A 24,647-nucleotide genomic window follows, 5' to 3' on the forward strand; every position below is an offset into this window, starting at 1 on the left:
CCTGCCGGCGGGGGGGCGGTGCGGCGGCTACATCGGGGCCGTTCAATCCGCTTCCTGCTCCTGCTCCACCAGGTAACCGGCCACGTCCAGCATCCCGTGCTGGCCGCCGGCCTCGCGGACGTCGATGACGTAGCGCCCCGCCACCGCCAGGGTGGGCGTGCCCTGAATGCCGTAGTCCCGCGCCAGGCGTTCGGCACGACGCATCTTCATGGTGACCGCGAAGGAGTCGAAGGCGTCCAGGGCGGCCTGCTCGTCGGCGCCGTGATCGGCGAGGAAGGCGGCGATGGCGGCGCGGTCACTGAAACGCCGCCCCTCCTCGTGGACGGCCCGAAACAGCGCGCCGTGGGCCTCGCCGAGCACATCCAAGGCCTCCGCCACGTAATACGCCTCCGCCAACAGCCGCCAGGAATCGCGGCCGAAGGTCACGGGGACATGCTCGACGGACACCGCCTGGCCCATCTCCTCCTGCCAGTCGGCGAGCAGCGGATGGAAGTCATGGCAATGGGGGCAACCGTAGGAGAAGAACTCGCGGACCTGCACGGCATCACCAGCATCCACCGGCTGCGGCTCGGAGAGCACTCGGTATTCCCGGCCCGCCTCGGGGGCCGCCAGCGCCGCGGCAGGAATCGCCAGTGCCAGCAAAAGCACGAACCAACGCATCATCAATGACCCCTGTCTGTTGTTGGTCGATGGATTACGGAAGACCACGCCACGTTGGCCGCGGTTCCCGGCATCCCGATGGATCCTGTGCCAGCACTACATGGGCGTCAATGAAAAAAGGGCGGTGCAGGACCGCCCCTTTCAGCGATAGCGTGCCGGTCCCGCGAGCTACTCGACGCCCTCGAGATACAGGCCGTAGGCGAACGAGGCCACGGCCTCGATCTCCTCGTCCGTAAGCTCGGCGGCGATACCGTTCATGATCTGCGCGTTCTGATAGCCGCTGCGCTCGCCGTCGCGATAGGCACGCAGTTGCATGGCCAGGTAGGTCGCCTTCTGCCCGCTGATCTTGGGGTAACCGGCCCCCTTCATGCCATCGCCCGCCGGGCCGTGGCAGCCAGCGCACGAGGGGACGTCCCGCTCGGGGATGCCCCCGCGCCAGAGCTGCTCGCCGAGCTCGACGGCTTCCTCACTGGTCTCGCCCACCTCCATCTGCCCGCCGGCATAGTAGGCTGCGAGGTCCTGCATGTCCTGGTCCGAGAGGTTCGCCACCTGCCCCGCCATCAGGGCGTTCTCGCGGGTGCCGTCCTTGAAGTGCCGGAGCTGCTCGTAGAGATACTCCTCATGCTGCCCGGCGAGGTTCGGCCACTCGGGGTTGCCGCTGTTGCCGTCCGCTCCGTGACAGGCCACACAGGGCTGGGACTTGCTCTCGCCCGCCTGCGGATCCCCCTCCGCCTGGGCGATGCCGGCCACCATGAACGGCAAGGCGGCCAACACGGCTAGCAACCGGCGTGTCATCATGATGCGGTGTTCTCCTGTACCGGCTGGGCTCGTCGGTGTGCAAGGCAGGGCAATTTATACCAGCCGCCCCTTGGGGGGTCAATTTGACACGGTTGGCGCTCGGTGCATTGCGCTGTCACAATTACAGCCTCCCGATCCGCCGGACGAGCGCCCGTGAACCCGCTCTATCACAAGGCCCGATTCCTGCTAAGCGCCCCGGATATCACCCACCTACCCCCGGACACAGGCGCGGAGGTGGCGTTCGCGGGGCGATCCAACGCGGGGAAATCCAGCGCCATCAATGCACTGACCGGCCAGAAATCCCTCGCGCGCATCAGCAAGACCCCGGGGCGGACCCAGGCCATCAATGTCTTTCCCCTCGACGAGGAGCGCCGCCTCATCGACCTACCGGGCTACGGCTATGCCAAGGTCCCTGAGCGGATCCGCGCCCACTGGCGCCAGGCCCTGCCGCGCTATCTCGCCGAACGCGAGAGCCTTCGGGGGCTGGTGATCATTATGGACGTGCGCCGGCCACTCACCGAGCAGGACGCCCAGATGCTGGAGTGGTGCACACACGCCGGGCTATCGGTCCATGTCCTGCTGACCAAGGCGGACAAGCTCAAGCGCGGCCCCGCGCTGAACGCGCTGCAGCGGCTGCGCGCCCGCCTCGACGCGGAATACCCGGCTACCACCGCGCAGCTGTTCTCCGCCAGCCATGGCACCGGCATTGACGAGATTCACCGCAAGCTCGATGAATGGCTGGAGGTGGCAGGGCACGCCGGATAGACGCCTATAAAAATGCCCCGAGTCCCATGGGGGATGGCGACTCGGGGCAAGCGACCCGGACTTGGGGGCAGGACCGGGCCGTTGGCCTCACGCCGCCCAAGCGGGCGCTACGTGAGTCGCGCCGGGCACTGGCGCACCTATAATGACAGCACAGCTGCGCGGTGGTTCCAGCGCGTTCCGGAGCTGATGGCCACCGTTCATCGGATCCCTAGTGCGCCGCCTCCCAGTTCCCGCCGACACCGACATCCACCTCCAGGGGTACGTCGAGCTCGGCCGCCTCGCGCATGAACGCGCTCACCCGGTCGGCGAGCTCGTCGACCTTGGCGGCGGGGACCTCGAAAACCAGCTCGTCGTGCACCTGCATGACCATGTAGCAGTCCGGGTGCTCGGCGGCGAGCCAGCCGTCCACCGCCACCATGGCCCGCTTGATGATATCCGCGGCACTACCCTGCATGGGCGCGTTGATGGCGGTGCGCTCGGCATACTGGCGACGCTGGCCGTTACGGCTGCGGATCTCCGGCAGGTACAGCCGCCGGCCGTAGACCGTCTCCACGTAGCCCTGCTCGCGGGCCTGCTCCCGGGTGGCGTCCATGAATGCCCGCACCCCCGGGTAGCGCTCGAAGTAGCGATCCACGTAGGCCTGGGCCTCGCCACGCTCGATGCCGAGCTGGCGCGCGAGCCCATAGGCGGACATGCCGTAGATCAGGCCGAAGTTGATGGCCTTGGCGGCGCGGCGCTGCTCGTCGCTGACCGCCCCCAGCGAGGCCCCGAACACCTCCGCGGCGGTGGCCCGGTGGATGTCCTCGCCCCGGGAGAAGGCATCACGAAGACCGGCATCACCGGAGAGATGGGCCATGATCCGCAGCTCCACCTGGGAATAGTCCGCGGCCATCAGCCGACAGCCCTCCCGTGGGATGAACGCCCGGCGGATACGTCGCCCCTCGGGGGTGCGCACGGGGATGTTCTGCAGGTTCGGATCCGAGGAGGACAGCCGCCCGGTGGCCGCCACCGCCTGGTGGAAGGAGGTGTGCACCCGGCCCGTGCCCGGATGGATCAGCCGCGGGAGCTTGTCGGTGTAGGTGGACTTCAACTTGGCCAACCCGCGGTGGGCGAGGATCAGCCGCGGGAGCTCGTGGCCGCGGGCAGCGAGCTCCTCGAGCACGGACTCCGCAGTGGAGGGCTGGCCCTTGGGCGTTTTCTGCAGCACCGGCAGGCCCTGGCGCTCGAAGAGGATTTCCTGGATCTGCTTGGGCGAGGAGAGGTTGAAAGGCCCTCCGGCAGCCTCGTGGGCCTGCCCCTCGAGGCGATCCATCTCCGCGGCGAGCTCCTCGCTCTGCTCGGCGAGCAGCGCCTCGTCGATGCGCACGCCGGTGCGCTCCATCCGCGAGAGCACCGGTACCAGCGGCATCTCGATCTCGCGGAATACCCGCGCCGGACCCGCCAGCGCCTCGAGCCGCGGCCACAGCACCTCGTGCAGGCGCAGGGTGACGTCGGCGTCCTCGGCGGCGTAGGCGCAGGCGCGTTCCAACGCCACCTGGTCGAAGGTGACCTGCTTCGCGCCCTTGCCGGCCACCTCCTCGAAGGTGATGGTGCGGTGACCGAGGTAGCGCATGGCCAAGGAATCCATGTCGTGGCGAGTGGCGGTCGCATCCAGGCAGTAGGACTCCAGCATGGTGTCGAAGGCCACCCCGCGCAGGGTGATGCCGTGGCGGGCGAGCACCGTCATGTCGTACTTGAGGTTCTGACCCACCTTGGCGCGCTCCGGCGCCTCCAGCACAGGGCGCAGCCGCTCGAGTACCCGTTCGCGGTCGAGCTGTGCCGGCACGTCCTCGCCGACATGGGCGACGGGGATATAACAGGCCGCACCGACGTTGTCAGCGAGGCAGACACCGACGATGGCCGCATCCATGTAGGCGAGGCTGTCCGTCTCCAGGTCCACGGCGAAGCATTCCGCCGACTCCACCCGCCCCACCCAGCGCTCCAGGGCCGCCTCGTCGAGCACGCATTCGTAGTCCGCGCTGTCCTCGGCCGCCGCCGGCGCCGGGTCGTCCCCGCCCTCGTCCAATTCCTGCAGCCACTTCGAGAACTCATAGCGCCGGTAGAGCTCGGCGAGGTGCTCGCGCCGGGGCGTCTCCCGGCGGATCTCGGCGGGCTCCGGGGCCAGGTCCAGGTCGCAGCGGATGGTGGCCAGATCCCGGGAGAGGAAGGCCTGCTCACGATGGGCCTCCAGCTTGGCACCGAGGGATTTCGCCCCGCGTACCGCCACCTCGGCGACCTCGTCGAGGCGCGCGTAGAGCGCGTCCAGATCACCGAAATGGCGCAGCAATGCCACCGCGGTCTTCGGCCCGACACCGGGCACGCCGGGGATGTTGTCGGAGGTATCGCCCACCAGGGCCAGGTAGTCGATGATCTGGCCCGGCTCGACGCCGAACTTCTCCCGCACCCCCTGCGGGTCCAGTACCGTGCCGGACATGGTGTTGAGCAGGGTCACGGAGTCGTTGACCAACTGCGCCATGTCCTTGTCGCCGGTGGAGACCAGCAGCCGCCCGCCCTCGCGGCTCACCCGCCGGGCCAGGGTGCCGATGACGTCGTCGGCCTCCACCCCCTCGATCTCTATGACCGGCAGCCCCAGGGCCTCGACGATCTCCACCAGCGGCGCCCGCTGCTCGCGCAGCTCCTCCGGCATGGGCGGCCGATTGGCTTTGTACTCGGCGAACAGCTCATCACGGAAGGTCCGGCCGGGGGCATCGAATACCACGCCGATGTGGCTCGGCTCGTATTTCTCGAGGAGCTTGCGCAGCATGTTCACCACGCCGTAGATGGCGCCGGTGGGCCGGCCGTCCGCCGTGGACAGCGGCGGCAGGGCATGGAAGGCACGATAGAGGTAGGACGATCCATCGACCAGGATCAGGGCATCGGGCTCGCTCATGGGTGTTTCCGTCGCAGGGCCTCGGCGGCATGGCCATATGGTACAAGAGCGCCCCCGGGGTTACAGTGAGGCCGTGAGGCCATGGCCCCCAACAGCGCCGGGAGGGAGGAAGTTGACGCATAAGCGCCGGGACATCTTCGATCATCGCGAGCGCACGCCGGTCAATGACACGGTCATGACCCGGGAGTCCTGGAAGATCTTCCAGATCATGGCGGAGTTCGTGGAGGGCTTCGAGCGCCTCGCCCGGATCAAGCCCTCGGTGAGCATGTTCGGCTCCGCGCGCACGCCGCCGGATCACCCACGCTACCGCCTCGCCGAGGAGATCGCCCATGCCCTCTCCGATGCGGGGTTTTCGGTGGTCAGTGGCGGCGGCCCGGGCATCATGGAGGCGGCGAACAAGGGGGCCTTCGCCGGCAAATCGCCGAGCATCGGGCTGAATATCCAGCTCCCCCATGAACAGGCGGGCAATCCATACCAGGATATATCGCTGAATTTCCGGCATTTCTTTTCCCGGAAGGTGATGTTCGTCAAGTACGCCTCGGCCTACGTGGTCCTGCCCGGCGGCTTCGGAACGCTGGATGAGCTCGCCGAGATCCTGACCCTGGTGCAGACGGGCAAGACGCGGCGCATCCCGATCATCCTGGTCTGCGCGGACTACTGGCAGGGCTTCGTGGACTGGCTGGAAGGCACCCTGGTTACGGAAGGCACCATCGACGCCGAGGACCTCTCCCTGTTCCGCATCATCGATGAGCCCCAGGCCGTGGTGGACGCCATCTTCGATCACTACGAGAACCGCGGCTTCGAGCCCTCGCGCGCCGAGGCCGACATACTGCTGGACCTGTGACCATGCCGAGAACCGCTGCCGCGCTTGTGCTGACCCTGCTGCTCGCCACCGCCCCCGCAACGGCCCAGGACGGCGAGGGCGAACCGCCCGAGGTGCCGCCACCGCCCCCTGAAGAGCTCACCCGGGGCGAGCCCATTGAGCCGGCGGTGGAGATCATCTCCCGACCCTGGGCGGAGATCCGCGAGTACAGTATCAATGGGCAGGTGTACGCGGTGCGCATCGATCCGCGCGGTGCACCGGCGTACTACCTGTACGACTCCGACGGCGACGGCCAGCTGGACAACCGCCATCCCACCAACCTCGACGCGCCGGACATCCATCAGTGGGAGCTGTTCCGCTGGTAGGCTGCTGCGCTGCGACTTGACGCTGTGGGGGCCGATCGCTAGCGTTTGCCGCGGAAATCCGTGGTCCGACCACGGCAGCCACCGGGGCAACCGGCGCGCGATCCGCGCCGGGGCGATCAGGTCAGGGACAATTACAAGAGGCGGGGCCTTCCCAACCGGAACGCCCGCCCACAGGGAGCCTTAATGCGGTTTCTTCTGAGATTGGCCGGGGGGATCGACCGCCTGAACATGTGGATCGGCAAGGCGGTCTATTGGCTGGCCCTGCTCATGATCCTGTTCGGCGTCTACAACGCCACCGTACGTTATCTTGGATCGTTCATCGGGCAGAATCTCTCCTCCAATGCGTACTTGGAGGCGCAGTGGTACCTGTTCGGCATTATCTTCCTGCTAGGCGCCGCCTACACCCTCCGCACCGACGGCCACGTCCGCGTGGATGTGCTCTACGGGCGGCTGTCCCCGCGCGGCCAGGCCTGGGTGGACCTGGCCGGCTCGATACTTTTCCTGGTGCCGTTCTGCTTCATCGTGCTGTGGCTCTCGGTGCAATGGGCGGCCTTCTCTTGGCAGACCCTCGAGACCTCGGGCAATCCCGGCGGGCTGCCCCGCTATCCCATTAAGACCGTGGTGCCGGTGGCCTTTGCCCTGCTCCTGCTCCAGGGGGTCTCCCAGGCGATCAAGTCGGCGGCCGTACTCACCGGTGACCGGCGGCCGGACGCCGATGGCGGCGGGGAGGGCTTCGGGAAGGTGGACACGCCATGATGATGGAGCACTACGCGGGGCTGATGTTCCTCGCGGCACTGGTATTCATCTTCTCGGGCTACCCGGTGGCCTTCGCCCTCGCCGGCGCCGCCATCGCCTTCATCCCCATCGGCTTCGGCATCGACGCCTTCGGCCCCAACCTCCTGTCCGCCCTCCCCCAGGGGGTGTACTCCATCATGGAGAACTATACCCTGCTGGCGGTCCCCTACTTCATCTTCATGGGGACCATGCTGGAGCGCTCCGGGCTCGCCGAGGATCTACTAAAGACCATGGGCCAGGTATTTGGCCCCGTGCGTGGCGGGCTCGCGCTGTCGGTGATCGTCGTCGGCACGCTCCTCGCCGCGGCTACTGGCGTGGTCGGCGCCACGGTGGTGGCCATGGGGTTGATCTCGCTGCCGGTGATGCTCCGCTATGGCTATTCCCGAAGCCTGACCACGGGGGTGATCGCCGCCTCCGGCACCCTGGGCCAGGTCATACCGCCGAGCGTGGTGCTCATCGTGCTCGCCGATCAGATCGGGGTTTCCGTCGGCGACATGTTCCGCGGCTCGTTGCTCCCGGGCATCGCCCTGGCCAGCATGTACGCGCTCTATGCCGGCGGTGTGGCCCTGTTCCGGCCCTCGGCGGCACCAGCCCTGCCCCCGGAGGAACGGCCCTCGAACATCCCGGCGCTCCTCGGCCGCGTGGTCTTGGTGATGATCCCCCCGTTGGTGCTCATCGTGGTGGTGCTCGGCACCATCTTCGCCGGCATCGCCACCCCCACCGAGGCAGGCGCCTTCGGTGCCGTGGGGGCGATGATACTGGCGGCGGTGAACCGGCGGCTGACGCTACGGGCACTCACGGGCACCCTCGAGGCCACCACCAAGCTTACTGCCATGGTGCTCTTCATCCTGGTGGGCTCGCGGGCCTTTAGCCTGATCTTCCGCGGTTTCTACGGCGATCTCTGGATCGAGGACATGCTCACCAACCTGCCCGGTGGCGAGATCGGCTTCCTGATCATCGCCAACCTGGTGGTCTTCGGGCTGGGCTTTTTCATCGACTTCTTCGAGATCGCCTTCATCGTCCTCCCGCTGCTGGTGCCAGCCGCGGCGATGCTCGACATCGATCTGGTCTGGTTCGGCGTAATCATCGCCATGAACCTGCAGACCTCGTTCTTGACACCGCCGTTCGGCTTCTCGCTGTTCTACCTGCGCGGCGTGACACCGGCGACCGTGCAGACCACGGAGATCTACAAGGGCGTGATCCCGTTCATCCTGATACAGATCTTCGCCCTGACCCTGGTGATCGTGTATCCACCGCTGGTTACCTGGCTGGTACCCACTAGCGGCTACTAAGGACCCATGTTGGCACAATCGAGACTACACAACCCTGATGAGGAGAGCAGCCATGAAACGTCGTGATTTCGTCAAGTCCGCTGGTGTGGGCGCGGTGGCCGGTGCCGCCGCCGTCGGTGCACCGTACGTCCACGCCCAGGGCCCGCGGCTACGCTGGCGAATGGTCACCAGCTGGCCCACCAGCCTGGAGACCCTGTACGGCGGTGCCGAGGACTTCGCCGAGCGCCTGTCCATCCTCACCGACGGGCGCTTCGACGTCCGCGTCTATCCCGCCGGCGAGTTGGTGGGCGGACTCGAGGTGCTGGATGCCTGCCAGGCCGGCACCGCGGAGATGGGCCACACGGCCTCCTACTACTACGTGGGCAAGGAACCGACCATCGCCATCGACACCGCCATCCCCTTCGGCATGACCACGCGCATGCAGAACGCCTGGATGTACTACGGCGGCGGCAACGAGCTCCTCAACCAGGAGGTGTTCTCGAACTTCAACGTGCTGGCCTTCCCCGGCGGCAACACCACCACCCAGATGGGCGGTTGGTTCCGCGAGCCCGTCGAGGGGCTCGATGACCTCAAGGGCCTGAAGATGCGCATCCCGGGCTTCGGCGGCGAGATCATGTCCGAGCTCGGCGTGAACGTGCAGACCCTGGCCGCCGCCGAGATCTATCCCGCGCTGGAGCGCGGCGTCATCGACGCCACGGAATTCGTCGGCCCCTACGACGACGAGCGCCTGGGCTTCTGGCAGGTAGCGAAGAACTACTACTACCCGTCCTGGTGGGAGCCGAGCGCCATGTTCTCGATCTACGTGAACAAGGACGCCTACGACAAGCTCCCCGATCAGTACAAGGAGGCCATCCGGATCGCCGCCGCGGACTCCAACGTGCGCATGATCGCACATTACGACTACCTCAACCCCATCGCCGTGGACAAGCTCCTGGAGCGGGGCGTGACCCTGCGCCGGTTCAGCGACGACATCATGTCGGCCGCCCAGACGACGGCCTTCGAGATGTACGAGGACATGGCTGCCGAGAACAAGACCTGGGAGAAGGTCTACCGGCACTGGAAGAAGTTCCGCGACAGCCAGTACGCCTGGCACGGCACCAACGAGCTCGCCTACGCGGACTTCGCCCTTCCCCGCGTGGATACCGAAAAGGTGGGCGCCTCCCGCAACGAGGGCTGAGCCCCGCCTAGCCGACCGAGCCCCCACCCTGGCCGGGTCGGGGGCTCGTCTATCATCCCCTGGCAACGCTTCCTGTCTACCGTTTCTACGATTTCTGTGGTCAATTTTCTGCCTCAGTTGTCGACAAAGCGGCCCGCGTGTTCTTCAATTGGCGGAAAGCATCGCACCGGCCAGCGACCGTAGCGCGTTGCCGATGGCATGACGATTGCTGCCAGGACCCGGGGTATACCGGGACATGTCAACAGGCCCCGAAAAAACCGGCACACTATCGGTCGGGCCGCACCGGCGGCGGGCAGCATGCACCGTGACGGGGCTAGGACGGGGCCAGTACCAGCAGCACCTCGAAGGGGGAGAGGCCGAGCATGCGAGAAAGGGCCAGTGACGCCGGGGATCCACCACCGATCCCCCGCCTCGAGCTCACCGGCGTGACCAAGCGCTTCCCCGGTGTGGTGGCCAACGAGAACGTGAGCCTGCGCATTCTGCCCGGCGAGATCCATGCCCTGCTCGGCGAGAACGGGGCGGGCAAGTCCACCCTGGTGAAGTGCATCTACGGCGTCCACGAACCCGACGAGGGGACGATCCACTGGGAGGGGGATCCGGTCACGATCAAGACCCCGGCCCAGGCCCGACACCTGGGCATCGGCATGGTCTTTCAGCACTTCTCGCTGTTCGAGACCCTGACCATCGCCGAAAACATCGCCCTGGGACTGGACGACGTACGCGACCCCAAGGCCCTGGATGAACGGATCGTAGAGGTCTCGGAGCTCTACGGGCTACCCCTGGACCCACGGCGGACGGTGCTCAAGCTCTCCGTGGGCGAGCGCCAGCGCGTGGAAATCGTCCGCTGCCTGCTCCAGCACCCCGGCCTGCTGATCATGGACGAGCCCACCTCGGTGCTCACACCAGCGGAAGTGGAGCGGCTGTTCGCCACCCTGCGCCAGCTCCGTGACGAGGGCATCAGTATCCTCTACATCAGCCACAAGCTCGCCGAGATCCGGGGGCTCTGCGACACGGCCACCGTCCTCCGCCATGGACGTGTCTCCGCCCACTGCGACCCACGCGAAGAGACGCCGCGGTCGCTGGCGGAGATGATGATCGGCAGCGAGATCCCGCGCGCGGAGCGACCACCGGCGGAGACCACCGAGAAACCGGTGTTGACCCTGGAGAAGCTCACCCGCCGCACTGACGACCCCTTCGGCGTGAGCCTGGAGGACATGAGCCTGGCGGTCCATGGCGGGGAGGTGGTGGGGATCGCAGGGGTCTCCGGTAATGGCCAGGCTGAGCTCATGCGCCTGCTCTCGGGGGAGGATCTTGCCGATACTCCGGGAGAGATCCGCATCGAGGACAGCTCCGTGGGACGACTACGGCCCGCGGCCCGGCGCCGGCGTGGCCTCGCCTTCGTCCCCGAGGAACGCCTCGGCCGTGGCTCGGTGCCGGAGATGAGCCTGGTGGAGAACAGCCTCCTCACCGGCGCCTACCAGGGGATGGTGCGACGCGGCTTCATCCGCTATCACAAGGCCCGGGCCTTCGCGGAGCAGGTACGCGAGCGCTTCGACGTACGCACGCCGAACGTGGGCTCACAGGCCCGCAGCCTCTCCGGCGGCAATCTGCAGAAGTTCATCGTCGGCCGGGAAATCCTCCACCGCCCCCGGGTGCTCATCGCCGGACAGCCCACCTGGGGGGTGGACGTAGGCGCCGCCGCGGCCATCCACCAGGCGCTAGTGGACCTGCGCCGCGAGGGCTGCGGGATCCTGGTGTTCTCCGAGGACCTCGACGAGCTCTTTGAGATCAGCGACCGTATCGCGGTGATCTTCCACGGCCGATTGTCGCCGGCGCGACCGGTCGCCGAGACCTCCTACGAAGAGATCGGCCGTTGGATGGGCGGCCTGTTTCCGGAGGCCGACGCCAAACCCACAGCGGAACCGACGGAGGCGCGACGCGACCATGCCGGTTAGCTTCGAGAAGCGCCCCGAACCCTCCCGGGCGATGCTCTATGCTGCGCCGCTGATCGCCGGCGCACTGACCCTGGTCTTCGGGCTCATCGTCTTCGCCGCCCTGGGCAAGGCCCCCCTCAACGCCTTCTACGTATTCTTCATCCAGCCACTGAGCACCCTCTACGGCCTCGGCGAGCTCACCATCAAGGCGGCGCCGCTGATCCTCATCGCCGCCGGGCTGACCGTGGGCTTCCGTGCCGGGGTCTGGAACATCGGCGCCGAGGGCCAACTCATCCTGGGCGGCATTTGTGCCGGCGTGGTGGCGCTAGCCTTCCACGGCGTCGACGCCTGGTGGCTGCTGCCGCTGATGCTCGTCGCCGGCACCGCCGGGGGCATGGCCTGGGCGGCGGTACCGGCGCTGCTGCGGACGCGGTTCAACACCAACGAGATCCTGGTCAGCCTGATGCTGGTCTACGTCGCCGAGCTGCTGCTCGTCTACCTGGTCAACGGTCCGCTGCGCAATCCCGAGGGCTTCGGCTTCCCGGAGTCGCGCATGTTCCACGAGGCCGCCACCTGGTCACCGCTGATCCTCGGCATCCGTATGAACTTCTCCTTCCTCATCGCCATCGCCGCCCTGATCGCGCTGTATTTCCTACTCGCCCGGCTGTATCTCGGCTTCCAGATCCGTACCGCGGGGCTCGCCCCGGCCGCCGCCCACTATGCCGGCATCAATGCCAACCGAATGACCTGGCTGAGCCTGCTGATCGGCGGTGGCGCCGCGGGGCTCGCCGGGGTCAACGAGGTGGCCGGGCCCATCGGCCAGCTGTTGCCGGACATCTCACCGGAGTATGGCTTTGCCGCCATCATCGTCGCCTACCTGGGGCGGTTGCACCCGGTCGGCATCCTCTTTGCCGGGCTGCTCATGGCACTGATCTACCTGGGCGGCGAGACCGCGCAGATCGCGCTGCAGGTCCCGGACTCGGTGACCGGCGTCTTCCAGGGGATGCTGCTGTTCTTCATCCTGGCGGTGGATTTCTTCGTCAACTTCCGCCTGCGTGTCGCCGGCCGCGGCCGCGAGGGGGTGTCATGATCGAGATCGCGGGGTTCAACGTAGTCACCTGGCTGGCGGCCACCCTGGTCATGGGTACGCCGCTGGTGCTCGCGGGGCTCGGCGAGTACATCTCGGAGAAGACCGGGGTACTCAACCTCGGCACCGAGGGGATGATGCTGGTGGGCGCGGTGAGCGGTTTCATTGCCTTCGTGGAGCTGGATAGCCGCTTCCTCGGCTTCGTGGTGTCAATAGTCGCGGGCGCCGCGATGGCCTTCCTCTTCGCCGTGCTTACCCAGACCTTCCGGGCGAACCAGGTGGCGTCGGGGCTGGCGCTGACCATCTTCGGGGTGGGGCTGTCGGCCTTCATGGGCCGGCCGTACGAGGGCGCGGGCATATCCGCCCTCACCAAGGTGGACCTCCCCCTGCTCTCGGAGCTGCCGGTGCTTGGACCCATCCTCTTCCGCCAGGACCCGATGGTCTACGTCAGCGTCGCCATCGGCATCGCGGTGATCTACTTCACCTACCACACCCGCGCCGGTCTGGTGATGCGCGCGGTGGGCGAGTCCCCCGAATCGGCCCATGCCATGGGCTATCGGGTGGTTGCCATCCGCTACCTGGCGGTGCTCACCGGCGGCAGCCTCGCCGGCCTCGGCGGGGCCTACATGTCTTTGGTGGAACCCCACCTGTGGGTGGAGGGGCTGGTGGCAGGGCGCGGCTGGATCGCGGTGGCGCTGGTGGTCTTCGCCTCCTGGCGCCCGGGGCGGGTGCTGCTGGGGGCCTATCTCTTCGGCGGCATCACTCGGCTCGGCTTCGAGCTCCAGGGCATGGGCATCCCGATCCCCTCCCAGGCGCTGTCGAGCCTCCCGTATCTGGCCACCATCGTGGTCCTGGTGATCCTCTCCCGGGATCAGACCAAGCTCCGGCTGAACCGGCCGGCATCACTAACGAAACCGTTCTTCGCCACCGGCTGACGGCGACCGCCGCGGCCGAACCCCCATCAGGAGGAAAACCATGCTGCACCGGAAGATGAAACGCGCGTTGACCACCCTCACCGCCGGCCTTGCGGCGGCCACGTTCTCCGCGGCGGTCAGCGCCCAGGACGACGGCATCAAGGTGGGCTTCGTCTACGTCAGCCCGATCGGCGACGCGGGCTGGACCTACCAGCACGACCAGGGGCGCAAGGCCCTGGAGGAAAACCTCGGCGACCGCGTGGAAACGCAATACGTGGAGAACGTCCCCGAGGGCGCGGACGCCGAGCGGGTCATCCAGCAGCTCGCCAGTGGCGGGGCGGACCTGATCTTCACCACCTCCTTCGGCTACATGAACCCCACCGTCAAGGTGGCCCAACGCTTCCCGGACACGGTCTTCGAGCACGCCACCGGCTACAAGCGCGCCGAGAACGTGGGCACCTACATGCCCCGGCTCTATGAGGGCCGCTACCTTGCCGGGATGGTCGCCGGCGCCATGACGGAATCCGACCGGCTCGGCTTCGTCGCCGCCTTCCCCATCCCGGAGGTGATCCGGGCGATCAACGCCTTCACCCGCGGGGCGCGCGCCAGCAATCCGGACGCCACCGTACGGGTGATCTGGATTAACGCCTGGTACGATCCCTCCAAGGCCCGCCAGGCCGCGGAGACGCTGATGGACCAGGGCGCGGACGTGGTGACCCACCACACCGACTCCCACGCGGTGGTCCAGGCGGCCGCCGAGCGGGAGAATTACGCCATCGCCTACCATTCCGACATGGCCGCCTACGGCGACGAGTATCACCTGACTTCCGTGGCCCACCACTGGGGCGACTTCTACACCCAGCGCGCCGAGGAAGTGCTCAACGGCGAGTGGACCTCCCGCAATGTCTGGGGCGGCATCGCCTCCGGCATGGTGGACATCGGTGATTTCAGCGCCGAGGTCCCGGAGGCCGTGCGCGAGGAGGTGATGGCGGCCCGGCAGGCCATGATCGACGGCGAGCTCCATCCCTTCGCCGGGCCCGTGATCGCCAAGGACGGCACGGAGAAGGTCGCCGAGGGCGAGACCCTGTCCGACGAGGCCCTGCTCAACATGGACTACTACGTGGAGGGCGTCGCCTCCGACCTGCCGGAGGACTAAACGGCGGGCAATCGTTCGCGAGCGGGGCTCGCTCCTACATTGAGGTGTAGGGGCTGGCCCTGCCAGCGGGCGATCGGCCGCGATTCGCGAGCGGGGCTCGCCCCTACGGCCCTGTAGGAGCCTGCCCCGCAGGCGAAGGGTTCGCGGGCCCCGCGGGCGAGCGAGTACACCCGCGCGGTGGCGGGTCGCCGCCGCGCTAACAGGCCTCCAAGTTGGCGTAGGCCGCGACCAGCCACTTGGTACCCGCGGCGTCGAAGTGGACCTGGATGCGGGCGCCGGCGCCGTTCCCTTCCAGGGTGAGCACGGTACCCTCGCCGAACTTCCGGTGCTGGACCCGCTGGCCTAGCTGGAAGGGCACACTGGCCTCCGCTTCGGGTTCCACCGCAGGTCCAGATACCGCCGCGCGGACACCGGGACCACTCACTGCAAAGCGGGCACGGATCTCCTCGACGAGCTCCGGCGGCAGCTCGTCGACGAACCGAGAGGGGACGGTGTATTCATCGCGACCGTGCAGCCGCCGCCGCTCCGCGTGGCTGAGCAACAGCCGCTCCTGGGCGCGGGTAATGCCCACGTAGGCCAGCCGCCTCTCCTCCTCGAGCCGGCCCGGCTCGTCCAGGGACATACGATGGGGGAACAGCCCCTCCTCCATACCGGCCAGGAACACCACCCGAAACTCCAGTCCCTTGGCGGAGTGCAGGGTCATCAGCTGCACGCAGTCGTCCCAGTCCCCGCCCTGCCCCTCGCCGGCCTCGAGCGCGGCATGGGCGAGAAAGGCGGTGATAGGGTCCATATCCTCCGGGATCTCGCCCTCCTGCTCGAAGGTCCGCGCCGCGCTGATGAGCTCGTCCAGGTTCTCGATACGGTCCTGGGCGCGCTCTGAACCCTCACGCTGCAAGGCGCCCCGCAGGCCGCTCGCCGTAAGCACCGCCTCCACCTGCTCGGGCAGCACCAAGCCGTCGAGCTGCGCCGCCAGGCCCTCCACCAGCTCCAGGAAGCCGGCCACGGCGCGGGCAGCACGCCCGCCAAGGCCGCCGGCGGAAACCAGCGCACGGGCGGCATCCCATAGGCTGCGCCCCTGCTCCCGGGCCGCTGTTCGCAGTGCCTCGACCGTCCGCGCCCCGATCCCCCGGGCCGGGGTGTTGATCACCCGCTCGAGCGAGGCGTCGTCATGGCGGTTGTCCACCAGGCGCAGATAGGCAAGGGCGTCCTTGATCTCGGCGCGCTCGAAGAATCGCAGCCCGCCGTAGACCCGATAGGGGATGCGGTGGCCGATGAGCGCCTCCTCGAAGCTCCGGGACTGGGCGTTGGAGCGATAGAGGATGGCGAAATCGCCGCGGGCATAACCCTCCGATTCGGTCATGGCGCGGATACGCTCGACCACGAAGCGGGCCTCATCCTGTTCGTTGAACGCCGCGTACACCCGGATCGGCTCGCCGCGGGCCCCCTCGGTCCACAGGGACTTGCCCAGGCGGTCATGGTTGTGGATGATGAGGTGATTGGCGGCATCCAGGATGGTGCCGGTGGAGCGGTAATTCTGCTCCAGGCGCAGCACCCGCGTGTCCGGATAGTCACGCTGGAGACGCTGCAGGTTCTCCACCCGGGCACCGCGCCAGCCATAGATGGACTGATCGTCATCGCCGACCACGAAGACGTCGGCGTCGTCGCCGGCGATCAGCCGCAACCAGTCGTATTGGATGCCGTTGGTGTCCTGGAACTCATCGATGAGCACGTGACGGAAGCGCCGCCGATAGTGGCCGAGGAGCTCCGCGTTACCACGCAGCAGCTCGCAGCAGCGCAGCAGCAACTCCGCGAAATCCACCACGCCGGCGCTGCGGCAGGCCTGCTCGTAGGCCTCGTAGACCTGGCCCATTTCGGCGACGTAGGCATCCTCGGTGTCAAGACTGGCGGGGCGCACGCCCTGGTCCTTGCGTGCATTGATGAAGCCCTGGACCTGACGCACCGGGTAGCGCTTGTCGTCCACGCCGAGCTCGCGCATCACCCGCCGGACCAGGCGGCGCTGGTCCTCGCTGTCGAGGATCTGAAAGCCCCGGGGCAGGCCGGCCTCGTCGGCGTGCAACCTCAGCAGTCGGTGGGCGATGCCGTGGAAGGTACCCACCCACATGCCGCCGCCGCTGATGCCCAGCAGGCCCTCAATGCGGCCACGCATCTCACCGGCGGCCTTGTTGGTGAAGGTCACCGCCAGGACCGACCAGGGCGAGGCGCCATGTACCCGCACCAACCAGGCGGCCCGATGGGTGAGCACGCGGGTCTTGCCGCTGCCCGCCCCGGCCAGCACCAGGGCATGACCGAGCGGCACGCCCACCGCCTCGCGCTGGGCGTCGTTGAGGGGATCGATGAGATCCGAGACGTCGTCTAGGGCTTCCATGCGCTGGGATTGTAGCAAACGCGGGGATGGCACCGGCCCTAGGCCACGGCCTCCACGCCCTCGCCGGCGAGGGCCCGCACGGCGTCGAGGCCACGGATGATCTCCGCGATGGCCCGGACGGTGGGCTCCCGTGCCGAGCCCTTGCGCCAGTACAACGCCATCTCCCGGCTCGGGCGCACGTCGTCGAAGCGGCGCAGCACCACGGCACTACCCTCCGGGAGACCGGAGGCCGCCTTCGCCGCCAGGGCCGGCAGCAGGGTTATGCCGGCACCGGCCGCCACCATCTGCCGCAGGGTCTCCATGCTGGTGGCGCGGAAACCCGTATCCTCACTGGCACCGACCATGTTGCAGACATCCAGTGCCTGGTCGCGCAGGCAGTGCCCCTCCTCGAGGAGCAGGATGTGCTCGGACTCGATATCCCGTAACTCCAGGCGCTCCTTCTCCGCCAGGGGGTGATCCTCCGGTACCGCCAGGTAGAAGGGTTCATGGAAGAGGCTCGCCTGCAGCAGCCCCTCCCCGGGCACCGGTACGGCCATCACCGCGGCATCCAGCTCGCCACGCCGCAGGCGCTCCAGCAACTCCGCGGTCTGCTGCTCGTAGAGCAGCGGGCGCAGCCGCGGGTAGGCCTCGCGCAGCGGCGGGATGAGATGGGGCAGCAGATAGGGACCGATGGTGGGAATAAGGCCGAGCCGGAGGTCCCCCACCATGGGATCACCAGCGGCCCGCGCGGTATCCACGATATCCGAGACCTCATTGAGGACATGCCGCGCCCGCTCGGCGATCATCTTCCCCGTCGGGGTCAGCATGACCTGCTTATTGGTGCGCTCGACGAGTTGCACCCCGAGATACTGCTCCAGCTTCTTGATCTGGGTGCTCAGCGTCGGCTGACTGACATAACAGGCCGCTGCCGCCCTGCCGAAATGCCGGTGGTCGGCCACGGCGACCAGGTAGCGGAGATCCCGGAAATTGATGTGAACCATCTCGACCCTATCAATCAAAGTCTATGAACCAATTGATAGGGATTATTCTAGCCCCCCAAGGCCATGGTGCCTAGTAGCGGGTCAGTGGCCCTCCAGCGCCTCCTCCGAGGCCACCCGCTCCCGGAAATCCGGATGGGCAAGGACACTGCGCACCAGCTGCGAGACGTTGTCCACCTCCATCTTGTGCAACACCCGGGCGCGGTGAATCTCCACGGTACGGGTGGAGCAGTTGAGCTCCCGGGCGACGATCTTGTTCACCTTTCCCTCGACGAGCTTGTCCATCACCTCGCGCTCGCGGGGCGTCAGCAGGCGCAGGCGATCATCGAGCTCGCGGGTACGGGCCAGCTCGCTACGGCGTTCCGCGTCGATGGCCAGGGCCCGATCCACGCAGTCCAGCACCGACTGCTCACTGAAGGGCTTCTCGAGGAAGTCCAGGGCGCCGTTACGTACCGCCCGCACGGCCATGGGGATGTCGCCGTGCCCGGAGATGAAGATCACCGGCAGGTGGAAGCCACGTCGGGCGAGCTCGCCGTGGGCGGTGAGCCCGTTCATGCCCGGAAGGCGCACGTCCAGTATCAGGCAGCCGGGGCGCTCGGGGTCGCACTCGGCGAGGAATTCGTCGGCGCTGGCCCAGGTTTCCACCGGACGGCCCACCGCGCTCAGCAGCAGGGCCAGGGAATCGCGCACATCCGGGTCATCGTCCACCACGAACACCGTGGGCTGGATATCATCCTTGCTCGGCATCGCTCGGCCTCCCGTCGGCTCTCGGCAGATCGAAACGGAACAGCGCCCCGCCACCGGGACGCTCGGTCACGCTCAGGTGGCCCTCATGGTGCTCGATAATTGAGCGACTGATGGAAAGCCCCAGGCCCATGCCGCCCCCACGCCCGGTGACGAAGGGCTCAAACAGGCTTTCCCGCACGCCCTCCGGCACACCCGGCCCCGTATCCGCAACGCTGACCACCACGCGCTCCCCGCCGTCGCGGCGGGTGCGGATCTCCAGGCGCCGTCGCTCCCGGGGGGTCTCGCGGAGCGCCTCCACCGCGTTGCGCACGAGATTGACGAGCACCTGGTGGATCTGCACCGGTGCGACGCGTACGGCGGGCTCCTCCGGGTCCAGGTCCAACTCCACCCGTACCCCGGCCTGACGCAGCGTGGCCGCGGTGAGCTCCAGGCCGTCCCGGACCAGGATATTGACGTCCACCGCCTCGGTCCGCGGCGGCTCGCCACTGACGAAGCCCCGCATCTGACGGATGATGCCGCCGGCACGGCGGGAATTATCGTCCAGTCGCTCCAGCGCCCGGACCAGGGTCGGATCGGCGTCGGCGTCAAGGAGGTGCCGCGCCGCCTGGGCATAGGTGGCAATGGCGCAGAGGGGCTGGTTGAGCTCATGGGCGAGCCCGCCGGCCATCTCCCCCATGGCACTGACGCGCCCGGCGTGGGAGAGCTCGTGCAGATACTCCCGTGCCTGCTCCTCCGCAAGGCGGCGCCCAGCAATGGTGGCCGCCAGGAGCAGTCCCGTAAGGCTGACCATGGCCAGGTGGGCGTGCAGGGAGAGCAGCTCGTAGCGCAGGCCGCCGTCGGCGAAGGGCCCGCTCTCCGCGGCGGTGAAGCCCACGGCGACGCCAGCGTGGATCAGCAGCAGCCAGGCGGTCAGCGCCGGGCCAAAGCGCATGGCCGCCCAGATCACCAAGGGGAAGATGGCGTAGGACAGCGGCCGCCCGAGCATGGCGTCGGGGGGAAGGAGATCGCCGTAAATGATCCCTCCCGCCACCACGGTAGCCGCCACCAGTACCGTCGCCTCCGCCATGAGACGACCCGTCGCGGGACGAGGGGGCGCCACCAGCAGCGCCGGTGCGAGCAGGAGGATGCCCATGAAATCCGCCACCCAGCAGATCCACCAGAGGGAGGCGAAGCCCTGCCACTGGGTCATACCGGCAAGCCACAGTACCCCCGAGCCCACCAGCGAGCTCGCGACGCTGGCAGGCAGGGCCCCCACGAGCAGGAAACGGAGTACATCACCGGGGCGGTCCAGCTGGAAGCGCACGCGGGCACGGGCCAGCAGCATGGCGCCCAGCCAGGCCGCGGCGAACACGCCCAGGGCGACGGAGAGACCGACCAACGCGGTGTGCCCCTGGCCGATATGGGTCAGGAACGCCCCCATAGCGGCGCCGGCCGCCGCGGGCACGCCGAGCCGGCAGGTCAGCGCCAGGGCGAGCCCGGCCCCCGGCCAGAGCAGGCTGACGTTCGCGCGCTCCAGCAGGAACAACATCCCCACCTGGGCAGCCAGCCAATAGCAAACCGCCGCCAGGGCGATCACCCCCGCGATCTGAAGGCCCGGAGCGACAGGGACTCCGGCGGTACCCATGAGCGGCATGCGATGGATCATCATGACCGCAGTCTAGCCAGCGGCCCCTCGCCCACCAATACGTAGTCCCCACAATGGCCTATGTAGTGGCGCGAATGGCGGCACCGGCCTCATCGCGTAGCCTGGATCACAATGACGCTGTCCACTCGGGGAGGAGCCATGCCCGCCAACCGAACCGCGCTGCTCTACGGGATCCTGCTCGGCGCCGCCGGCGCCACCGTCGGCGCGGCGACCGCCATGGAGGGGCCCAAGGAGAAGTGCTACGGGATTGCCCGCGCCGGCATGAACGATTGCGCCACGCTACAGAACGACTGCGCCGGCACGGTCTCCGAGGGCGGCGCACGACATGCCTTCGTCGTGGTACCCCGGGGCACCTGCGAGCAGATCGTTGGTGGCCACCCGCAACCACCGGAGGCCGAAGATCGCGTGGACCCGGCTACTCCACGGTAACGGATTTGGCCAGGTTCCGCGGCTTGTCCACGTCGGTACCCTTGAGTACGGCCACGTGGTAGGCGAGCAACTGCAGCGGCACGGTATAGAGTATGGGCGCGGTCACCTCGTCGCCGGCCGGCACGGTAATGACATCGCAGTCCTCGTCGGCGGCCGGTGCGGTGGCCGCGTCGGCAAAGACGATCAGCCGCCCGCCGCGGGCACGTACCTCCTGCAGGTTGGACTTGAGTTTCTCCACCACGTGATCCCGCGGTGCGACGGCGACCACCGGCATCTCCGCGTCCACCAGGGCCAGGGGCCCGTGCTTGAGCTCCCCGGCGGGGTAGGCCTCGGCGTGGATGTAGGAGATTTCCTTGAGTTTCAGCGCCCCTTCCAGGGCGATGGGATAGTGCTCGCCGCGCCCCAGGAACAGGCTGTGGCGCTTGTCGACAAACCCTTCGGCCACCCGCCGGACCTCCGGCTCCAAGGCGAGCATGGCCTCCAGCTGGCCGGGCAGGCGGCGCAGGGCAGCGACGATGTTCGCCTCCATCGCGGCGTTCAGGCCATGGTGACGCCCGAGCGCCACCACCGCCAGCAACAGCGCGGAGAGCTGGGTGGTGAACGCCTTGGTGGAGGCGACCCCGATCTCCGGGCCCGCGCGGGTCATCAGCACCAGGTCGGACTCACGCACCAGTGAGCTCTCGGGGACGTTACAGATGGCCAGCGCCCCAGCGTAGCCCAGGTTACGTGCCTCGCGCAGCGCCGCCAGGGTGTCGGCGGTTTCCCCGGATTGGGAGATGGTGATGAACAGCGTCCCCGGGGCCACCACGTGGCGGCGGTAGCGGAACTCACTGGCCACCTCCACATCACAGGGGACGCCGGCGAGGCCCTCGAACCAGTAACGGGCCACCAGCCCCGCGTGGTAACTGGTCCCGCAGGCGACGATCTGCACCCGTTGGGTGGCGGCCAGCACCTCGGCCGCGCCGGGTCCCAAGGATTCCACCAACAGGCGGTCGGTGGTGAGCCGCCCCTCCAAGGTGTCCGCCACGGCCTGGGGCTGCTCATGGATCTCCTTGGCCATAAAGTGCCGGTAGGCGCCACGTTCCACGGCGTCCGCGGATAGCTCGGAGGTCTTGACCGCCCGCTCGACCGGCTCGCCATCCCGGTCGTAGATCACCACCCGGTCACGGGTCAGCAGCGCGATATCCCCCTCCTCGAGGAAGATGAAGCGACGGGTCACCGGCAGTAGCGCCGCCACGTCGGAGGCGATGAAGTGCTCGCCGATCCCGATCCCGATCACCAGCGGGCTGCCCTTGCGCGCGGCGACCAGGCGGTCCGGCTCCCGCGCGTCGATGACGCCGAGGGCGTAGGCCCCGTCGAGCTCGCGGACGGCGGTGCGCACGGCCTTGAGCAGGTCATCACCGCGGTCGGTGCGGGCGTGAATCGCGTTGACCACCACCTCGGTGTCGGTCTCGGAAGCGAAGCGGTAACCCTGGCGGCTGAGGCCGTCGCGCATGGCCTCGTGGTTCTCGATGATGCCGTTGTGGACCAGGGCAATACGCTCTTCCGCCCAGTGGGGATGGGCGTTCGCCTCCGTCGGACGGCCATGGGTGGCCCAGCGCGTATGGGCGATGCCCAGCTGGCCGGCGAGTGGTTCTTCGGCCAGGCGCTCGGCGAGCCCGGCGACCTTACCCACGACGCGGTGTCGCAGCAGCCCCCCGGCCTCCGGGACCACCGCGAGGCCGGCGGAGTCGTAGCCCCGGTATTCCAGCCTGCGCAGCCCCTCGAGGAGGATCGGCGCAACATCCCTCTGAGCCACTGCACCTACGATTCCACACATGTGCCCTGTCCCTGCCGTTGCCGCCTCGGCGGACCTTGGAGCGGGTTACTTGTCGTGTCCCGGCCGCCGCCACCCCGGGATGGTCCGCTGGGGGATGCCCGTGAGCGTCAGCGCGTCATCCGGCGCATCTTCGCGGATCACCGAGCCCGCGCCAATGGTCGCATCCCGTCCCACCCGGACCGGCGCGACCAGCGCCGTGTTGGAGCCGATGAAGGCACCGGCGCCGATCACCGTGCGGTGCTTGGCCGCGCCGTCGTAGTTGCAGGTAATGGTCCCGGCGCCGACGTTGGCGTCGGCGCCGACCTCCGCGTCGCCGACGTAGGAGAGGTGGTTGACCTTCGCCCCCTCCCCGATCTGGGCGTTCTTGGTCTCGACGAAATTCCCTACCCGGGCACCGTGGGCCAGCACGGTGCCGGGTCGCAACCGCGCGAACGGGCCGACGGTGGCCCCGCTGGCGACCACCGCCCCCTCGAGGACGCAGCCGGAGGCGATGACCGCCCCGTCGCCGATCACGGTGTCGCGGATCCAGCAGTTGGGACCGACGCTGACGTCGCGGCCGAGCCGCACCTCGCCGAGGAACTGGCAGTTCACGTCAATCACACAGTCCTCGCCGCAATCCAGGCTTCCCCGCACATCCAGCCGCGCCGGGTCCAGGAGGCTAACCCCGGCGGCCATCAGGCGCTCGGCCTCTCTGCGCTGCCAGGCGCGCTCCGCGGCGGCGAGTTGGGTGCGATTGTTGATGCCCAGGATCTCCCCCGAATCAGCCGCGGCCACACCGGCCACCGGGCCGCCATCGGCCACCGCCATGGCGATGGTGTCGGTGAGGTAGTACTCGCCCTGGGCGTTGTCGGGGGACAGGGATTGCAGCCAACCACGGAGCCGGCCAGCGGGGAAGCACATGACACCGGTGTTGATCTCGCCGATGCCTCGCTGCCGGTCGTCGGCGTCCTTTTCCTCAACGATGCCGCGGACCCGGTCGTCGGCGTCGCGCAGTATACGGCCGTAGCCGGTGGGATCCGGCGGGAAGGCGGTAAGGAGACCGACGCCGTCGCCCGCCTCCCGGAGGAGCGCCTGGAGGCTCTGCGCGCGGATCAACGGCGTGTCCCCGCAGAGGACCAGCACCTGGTGCCCGTCCGGGACGGCGGGCAGCGCGCGCGCCACCGCATCACCGGTTCCGAGCTGCTCCGCCTGCTCCACCCAGTGCAGGTCCGCCCCATCCAGGCTCCGGATCACCTGATCACCGCCGTGGCCGTACACCACCCGGATCGCGGCCGGCTCCAGGGCGCGGGCCACCGCCAGCACGTGTCCAAGCATCGGGCGTCCAGCCACTGGATGGAGCACCTTCGGCACTCGGGAGCGCATCCGGGTCCCGGCGCCGGCGGCCAGCACCACAACCGAAAGGGGTTGGTTCATCGCACGTGCCTCCCTCACAATCGAAAACGCGCGGCGGCCCGGGCGGACCGTCGCGCGTCGATGCCCCTCTCCATGGCGCTGCCGTCAGGCGTTCCGGCCCCGTTGCCGCCGGATCTTGTCCAACGCGCGCAGCTGTGCCACGGCCTCGGCGAGCTCCGCCTGGGCACGGGCATAGTCCATCTCGGCGGTCCGTTCCGACAGTGCCTCCTCGGCCCGGCGCTTGGCCTCCTTGGCGGCGGCCTCGTCGATGTCCCGGGCGCGAACGGCCGTGTCCGCGAGCACGGTGATCACGTGGGGCTGGACCTCCATAAGGCCCCCGGAGACATAGTACAGCGACTCCTCGCCGTTCTGGGAACGGACCATGACCTCACCGGGCTGGAGCTGGACGAGCATCGGTGCATGCCTGGGCAACACACCGACCTCACCGTCCGTGGCCCGTGCGAGCAGGAAGGTCGCCGTCCCTGAGAAGATAGATTCCTCCGCGCTCGCGATGTCCACGTGCATGGTCATGGCCATATGCTCACCTGCCTGTTCGT

21 protein-coding genes are annotated in these 24,647 nt (G+C 68.2%); 11 read left to right on the forward strand and 10 right to left on the reverse strand.

The genetic code is table 11. From position 1 onward, the window contains the following. Window positions 1-42: 42 nt before the first annotated feature. Window positions 43-663: a thiol:disulfide interchange protein DsbA/DsbL gene (locus ACQ754_RS08815; protein ID WP_440996649.1), complete on the reverse strand. Its 621-nt coding sequence runs from the start codon at window positions 661-663 to the stop codon at window positions 43-45. A gap of 165 nt (window positions 664-828) precedes the next feature. Beyond that, the gene (locus ACQ754_RS08820) at window positions 829-1,455 is read right to left on the reverse strand and encodes a c-type cytochrome (protein ID WP_440996844.1); all 627 of its coding nucleotides are present in this window, start codon (window positions 1,453-1,455) and stop codon (window positions 829-831) included. Window positions 1,456-1,611: 156 nt separating this feature from the next. Here ACQ754_RS08820 and yihA point away from each other — a divergent pair, with 156 nt between their 5' ends. Next, the gene (gene yihA, locus ACQ754_RS08825) at window positions 1,612-2,223 is read left to right on the forward strand and encodes a ribosome biogenesis GTP-binding protein YihA/YsxC (protein ID WP_440996650.1); all 612 of its coding nucleotides are present in this window, start codon (window positions 1,612-1,614) and stop codon (window positions 2,221-2,223) included. Window positions 2,224-2,431: 208 nt separating this feature from the next. Here the strand turns inward: yihA and polA are convergent, their stop codons facing one another. Then, on the reverse strand, window positions 2,432-5,152 hold the full coding sequence (gene polA / locus ACQ754_RS08830; protein WP_440996651.1) for a DNA polymerase I: 2,721 nt from the start codon (window positions 5,150-5,152) through the stop codon (window positions 2,432-2,434). A 175-nt stretch (window positions 5,153-5,327) separates the two neighbouring features. On the opposite strand from polA, the gene ACQ754_RS08835 reads away from it, so the two are divergent. The 9 genes from ACQ754_RS08835 (at window position 5,328) to ACQ754_RS08875 (ending at window position 14,695) form a co-directional block, all read left to right on the forward strand. Then, window positions 5,328-5,996 (forward strand): TIGR00730 family Rossman fold protein, encoded by a 669-nt coding sequence (locus ACQ754_RS08835; RefSeq protein WP_440996845.1) that lies wholly within the window; start codon window positions 5,328-5,330, stop codon window positions 5,994-5,996. Between the two features lie 2 nt (window positions 5,997-5,998). Then, complete coding sequence (locus ACQ754_RS08840) at window positions 5,999-6,340, forward strand: DUF2782 domain-containing protein (protein WP_440996652.1); 342 nt, start codon at window positions 5,999-6,001, stop codon at window positions 6,338-6,340. Between the two features lie 183 nt (window positions 6,341-6,523). Then, window positions 6,524-7,096 carry a TRAP transporter small permease subunit gene (locus ACQ754_RS08845; RefSeq protein WP_440996653.1) on the forward strand — a complete coding sequence of 191 codons (573 nt, stop codon included), beginning with the start codon at window positions 6,524-6,526 and terminating at the stop codon, window positions 7,094-7,096. Then, a complete protein-coding gene (locus ACQ754_RS08850; RefSeq protein ID WP_440996654.1) occupies window positions 7,093-8,427 on the forward strand; it encodes a TRAP transporter large permease in 1,335 nt (444 codons plus the stop codon). Before ACQ754_RS08845 ends, ACQ754_RS08850 begins: the two co-directional genes overlap by 4 nt. A gap of 52 nt (window positions 8,428-8,479) precedes the next feature. Then, on the forward strand, window positions 8,480-9,604 hold the full coding sequence (locus ACQ754_RS08855) for a TRAP transporter substrate-binding protein (RefSeq protein WP_440996655.1): 1,125 nt from the start codon (window positions 8,480-8,482) through the stop codon (window positions 9,602-9,604). 362 nt (window positions 9,605-9,966) lie between these two features. After that, window positions 9,967-11,559 (forward strand): ABC transporter ATP-binding protein, encoded by a 1,593-nt coding sequence (locus ACQ754_RS08860; protein ID WP_440996656.1) that lies wholly within the window; start codon window positions 9,967-9,969, stop codon window positions 11,557-11,559. Continuing rightward, on the forward strand, window positions 11,549-12,628 hold the full coding sequence (locus tag ACQ754_RS08865) for an ABC transporter permease (RefSeq protein ID WP_440996657.1): 1,080 nt from the start codon (window positions 11,549-11,551) through the stop codon (window positions 12,626-12,628). The genes ACQ754_RS08860 and ACQ754_RS08865 overlap by 11 nt, the downstream gene beginning before the upstream one ends. Continuing rightward, on the forward strand, window positions 12,625-13,560 hold the full coding sequence (locus ACQ754_RS08870; protein ID WP_440996658.1) for an ABC transporter permease: 936 nt from the start codon (window positions 12,625-12,627) through the stop codon (window positions 13,558-13,560). Before ACQ754_RS08865 ends, ACQ754_RS08870 begins: the two co-directional genes overlap by 4 nt. Before the next feature lie 40 nt (window positions 13,561-13,600). Next, the gene (locus ACQ754_RS08875; protein WP_440996659.1) at window positions 13,601-14,695 is read left to right on the forward strand and encodes a BMP family ABC transporter substrate-binding protein; all 1,095 of its coding nucleotides are present in this window, start codon (window positions 13,601-13,603) and stop codon (window positions 14,693-14,695) included. Window positions 14,696-14,891: 196 nt separating this feature from the next. Here the strand turns inward: ACQ754_RS08875 and uvrD are convergent, their stop codons facing one another. From uvrD to ACQ754_RS08895, 4 genes are all read right to left on the reverse strand, one after another. Further along, complete coding sequence (uvrD, locus tag ACQ754_RS08880; protein WP_440996660.1) at window positions 14,892-17,081, reverse strand: DNA helicase II; 2,190 nt, start codon at window positions 17,079-17,081, stop codon at window positions 14,892-14,894. Window positions 17,082-17,119: 38 nt separating this feature from the next. After that, window positions 17,120-18,061, reverse strand: a complete 942-nt coding sequence (locus tag ACQ754_RS08885; protein ID WP_440996661.1) for a LysR substrate-binding domain-containing protein — start codon at window positions 18,059-18,061, stop codon at window positions 17,120-17,122. A gap of 81 nt (window positions 18,062-18,142) precedes the next feature. Beyond that, on the reverse strand, window positions 18,143-18,805 hold the full coding sequence (locus ACQ754_RS08890; protein ID WP_440996662.1) for a response regulator transcription factor: 663 nt from the start codon (window positions 18,803-18,805) through the stop codon (window positions 18,143-18,145). Next, on the reverse strand, window positions 18,789-20,453 hold the full coding sequence (locus tag ACQ754_RS08895; protein WP_440996663.1) for an ATP-binding protein: 1,665 nt from the start codon (window positions 20,451-20,453) through the stop codon (window positions 18,789-18,791). The genes ACQ754_RS08890 and ACQ754_RS08895 overlap by 17 nt, the downstream gene beginning before the upstream one ends. A gap of 135 nt (window positions 20,454-20,588) precedes the next feature. Here ACQ754_RS08895 and bufA1 point away from each other — a divergent pair, with 135 nt between their 5' ends. Next, window positions 20,589-20,879 (forward strand): BufA1 family periplasmic bufferin-type metallophore, encoded by a 291-nt coding sequence (bufA1, locus tag ACQ754_RS08900; protein WP_440996664.1) that lies wholly within the window; start codon window positions 20,589-20,591, stop codon window positions 20,877-20,879. Here bufA1 and glmS read toward each other — a convergent pair. The 3 genes from glmS to ACQ754_RS08915 all read right to left on the reverse strand — a co-directional run bounded on the left by glmS (window position 20,866) and on the right by ACQ754_RS08915 (window position 24,627). Beyond that, window positions 20,866-22,698 (reverse strand): glutamine--fructose-6-phosphate transaminase (isomerizing), encoded by a 1,833-nt coding sequence (gene glmS / locus ACQ754_RS08905; RefSeq protein WP_440996665.1) that lies wholly within the window; start codon window positions 22,696-22,698, stop codon window positions 20,866-20,868. The genes bufA1 and glmS overlap by 14 nt on opposite strands. 45 nt (window positions 22,699-22,743) lie before the next feature. Continuing rightward, window positions 22,744-24,111, reverse strand: a complete 1,368-nt coding sequence (gene glmU / locus ACQ754_RS08910) for a bifunctional UDP-N-acetylglucosamine diphosphorylase/glucosamine-1-phosphate N-acetyltransferase GlmU (protein ID WP_440996666.1) — start codon at window positions 24,109-24,111, stop codon at window positions 22,744-22,746. 84 nt (window positions 24,112-24,195) lie between these two features. Then, a complete protein-coding gene (locus ACQ754_RS08915) occupies window positions 24,196-24,627 on the reverse strand; it encodes a F0F1 ATP synthase subunit epsilon (RefSeq protein ID WP_440996667.1) in 432 nt (143 codons plus the stop codon). Window positions 24,628-24,647: the final 20 nt, after the last annotated feature.

Source organism: Arhodomonas sp. SL1 (genome assembly GCF_052060015.1).
GTDB lineage: Bacteria > Pseudomonadota > Gammaproteobacteria > Nitrococcales > Nitrococcaceae > Arhodomonas.

Excerpts from the sequence above, each read along its gene's own strand:
- ACQ754_RS08855 (WP_440996655.1), top strand. The coding sequence starts at position 8,480 with ATGAAACGTCGTGATTTCGTCAAGTCCGCTGGTGTGGGCGCGGTGGCC.
- ACQ754_RS08850 (WP_440996654.1), top strand. The coding sequence starts at position 7,093 with ATGATGATGGAGCACTACGCGGGGCTGATGTTCCTCGCGGCACTGGTA.
- ACQ754_RS08815 (WP_440996649.1), bottom strand. The coding sequence starts at position 663 with ATGATGCGTTGGTTCGTGCTTTTGCTGGCACTGGCGATTCCTGCCGCG.
- polA (WP_440996651.1), bottom strand. The coding sequence starts at position 5,152 with ATGAGCGAGCCCGATGCCCTGATCCTGGTCGATGGATCGTCCTACCTC.
- ACQ754_RS08865 (WP_440996657.1), top strand. The coding sequence starts at position 11,549 with ATGCCGGTTAGCTTCGAGAAGCGCCCCGAACCCTCCCGGGCGATGCTC.
- ACQ754_RS08870 (WP_440996658.1), top strand. The coding sequence starts at position 12,625 with ATGATCGAGATCGCGGGGTTCAACGTAGTCACCTGGCTGGCGGCCACC.
- glmS (WP_440996665.1), bottom strand. The coding sequence starts at position 22,698 with ATGTGTGGAATCGTAGGTGCAGTGGCTCAGAGGGATGTTGCGCCGATC.
- ACQ754_RS08885 (WP_440996661.1), bottom strand. The coding sequence starts at position 18,061 with ATGGTTCACATCAATTTCCGGGATCTCCGCTACCTGGTCGCCGTGGCC.
- uvrD (WP_440996660.1), bottom strand. The coding sequence starts at position 17,081 with ATGGAAGCCCTAGACGACGTCTCGGATCTCATCGATCCCCTCAACGAC.
- ACQ754_RS08895 (WP_440996663.1), bottom strand. The coding sequence starts at position 20,453 with ATGATGATCCATCGCATGCCGCTCATGGGTACCGCCGGAGTCCCTGTC.
- ACQ754_RS08890 (WP_440996662.1), bottom strand. The coding sequence starts at position 18,805 with ATGCCGAGCAAGGATGATATCCAGCCCACGGTGTTCGTGGTGGACGAT.
- ACQ754_RS08845 (WP_440996653.1), top strand. The coding sequence starts at position 6,524 with ATGCGGTTTCTTCTGAGATTGGCCGGGGGGATCGACCGCCTGAACATG.
- ACQ754_RS08915 (WP_440996667.1), bottom strand. The coding sequence starts at position 24,627 with ATGGCCATGACCATGCACGTGGACATCGCGAGCGCGGAGGAATCTATC.
- ACQ754_RS08820 (WP_440996844.1), bottom strand. The coding sequence starts at position 1,455 with ATGACACGCCGGTTGCTAGCCGTGTTGGCCGCCTTGCCGTTCATGGTG.
- ACQ754_RS08875 (WP_440996659.1), top strand. The coding sequence starts at position 13,601 with ATGCTGCACCGGAAGATGAAACGCGCGTTGACCACCCTCACCGCCGGC.
- ACQ754_RS08840 (WP_440996652.1), top strand. The coding sequence starts at position 5,999 with ATGCCGAGAACCGCTGCCGCGCTTGTGCTGACCCTGCTGCTCGCCACC.
- bufA1 (WP_440996664.1), top strand. The coding sequence starts at position 20,589 with ATGCCCGCCAACCGAACCGCGCTGCTCTACGGGATCCTGCTCGGCGCC.
- ACQ754_RS08860 (WP_440996656.1), top strand. The coding sequence starts at position 9,967 with ATGCGAGAAAGGGCCAGTGACGCCGGGGATCCACCACCGATCCCCCGC.
- ACQ754_RS08835 (WP_440996845.1), top strand. The coding sequence starts at position 5,328 with ATGACCCGGGAGTCCTGGAAGATCTTCCAGATCATGGCGGAGTTCGTG.
- glmU (WP_440996666.1), bottom strand. The coding sequence starts at position 24,111 with ATGAACCAACCCCTTTCGGTTGTGGTGCTGGCCGCCGGCGCCGGGACC.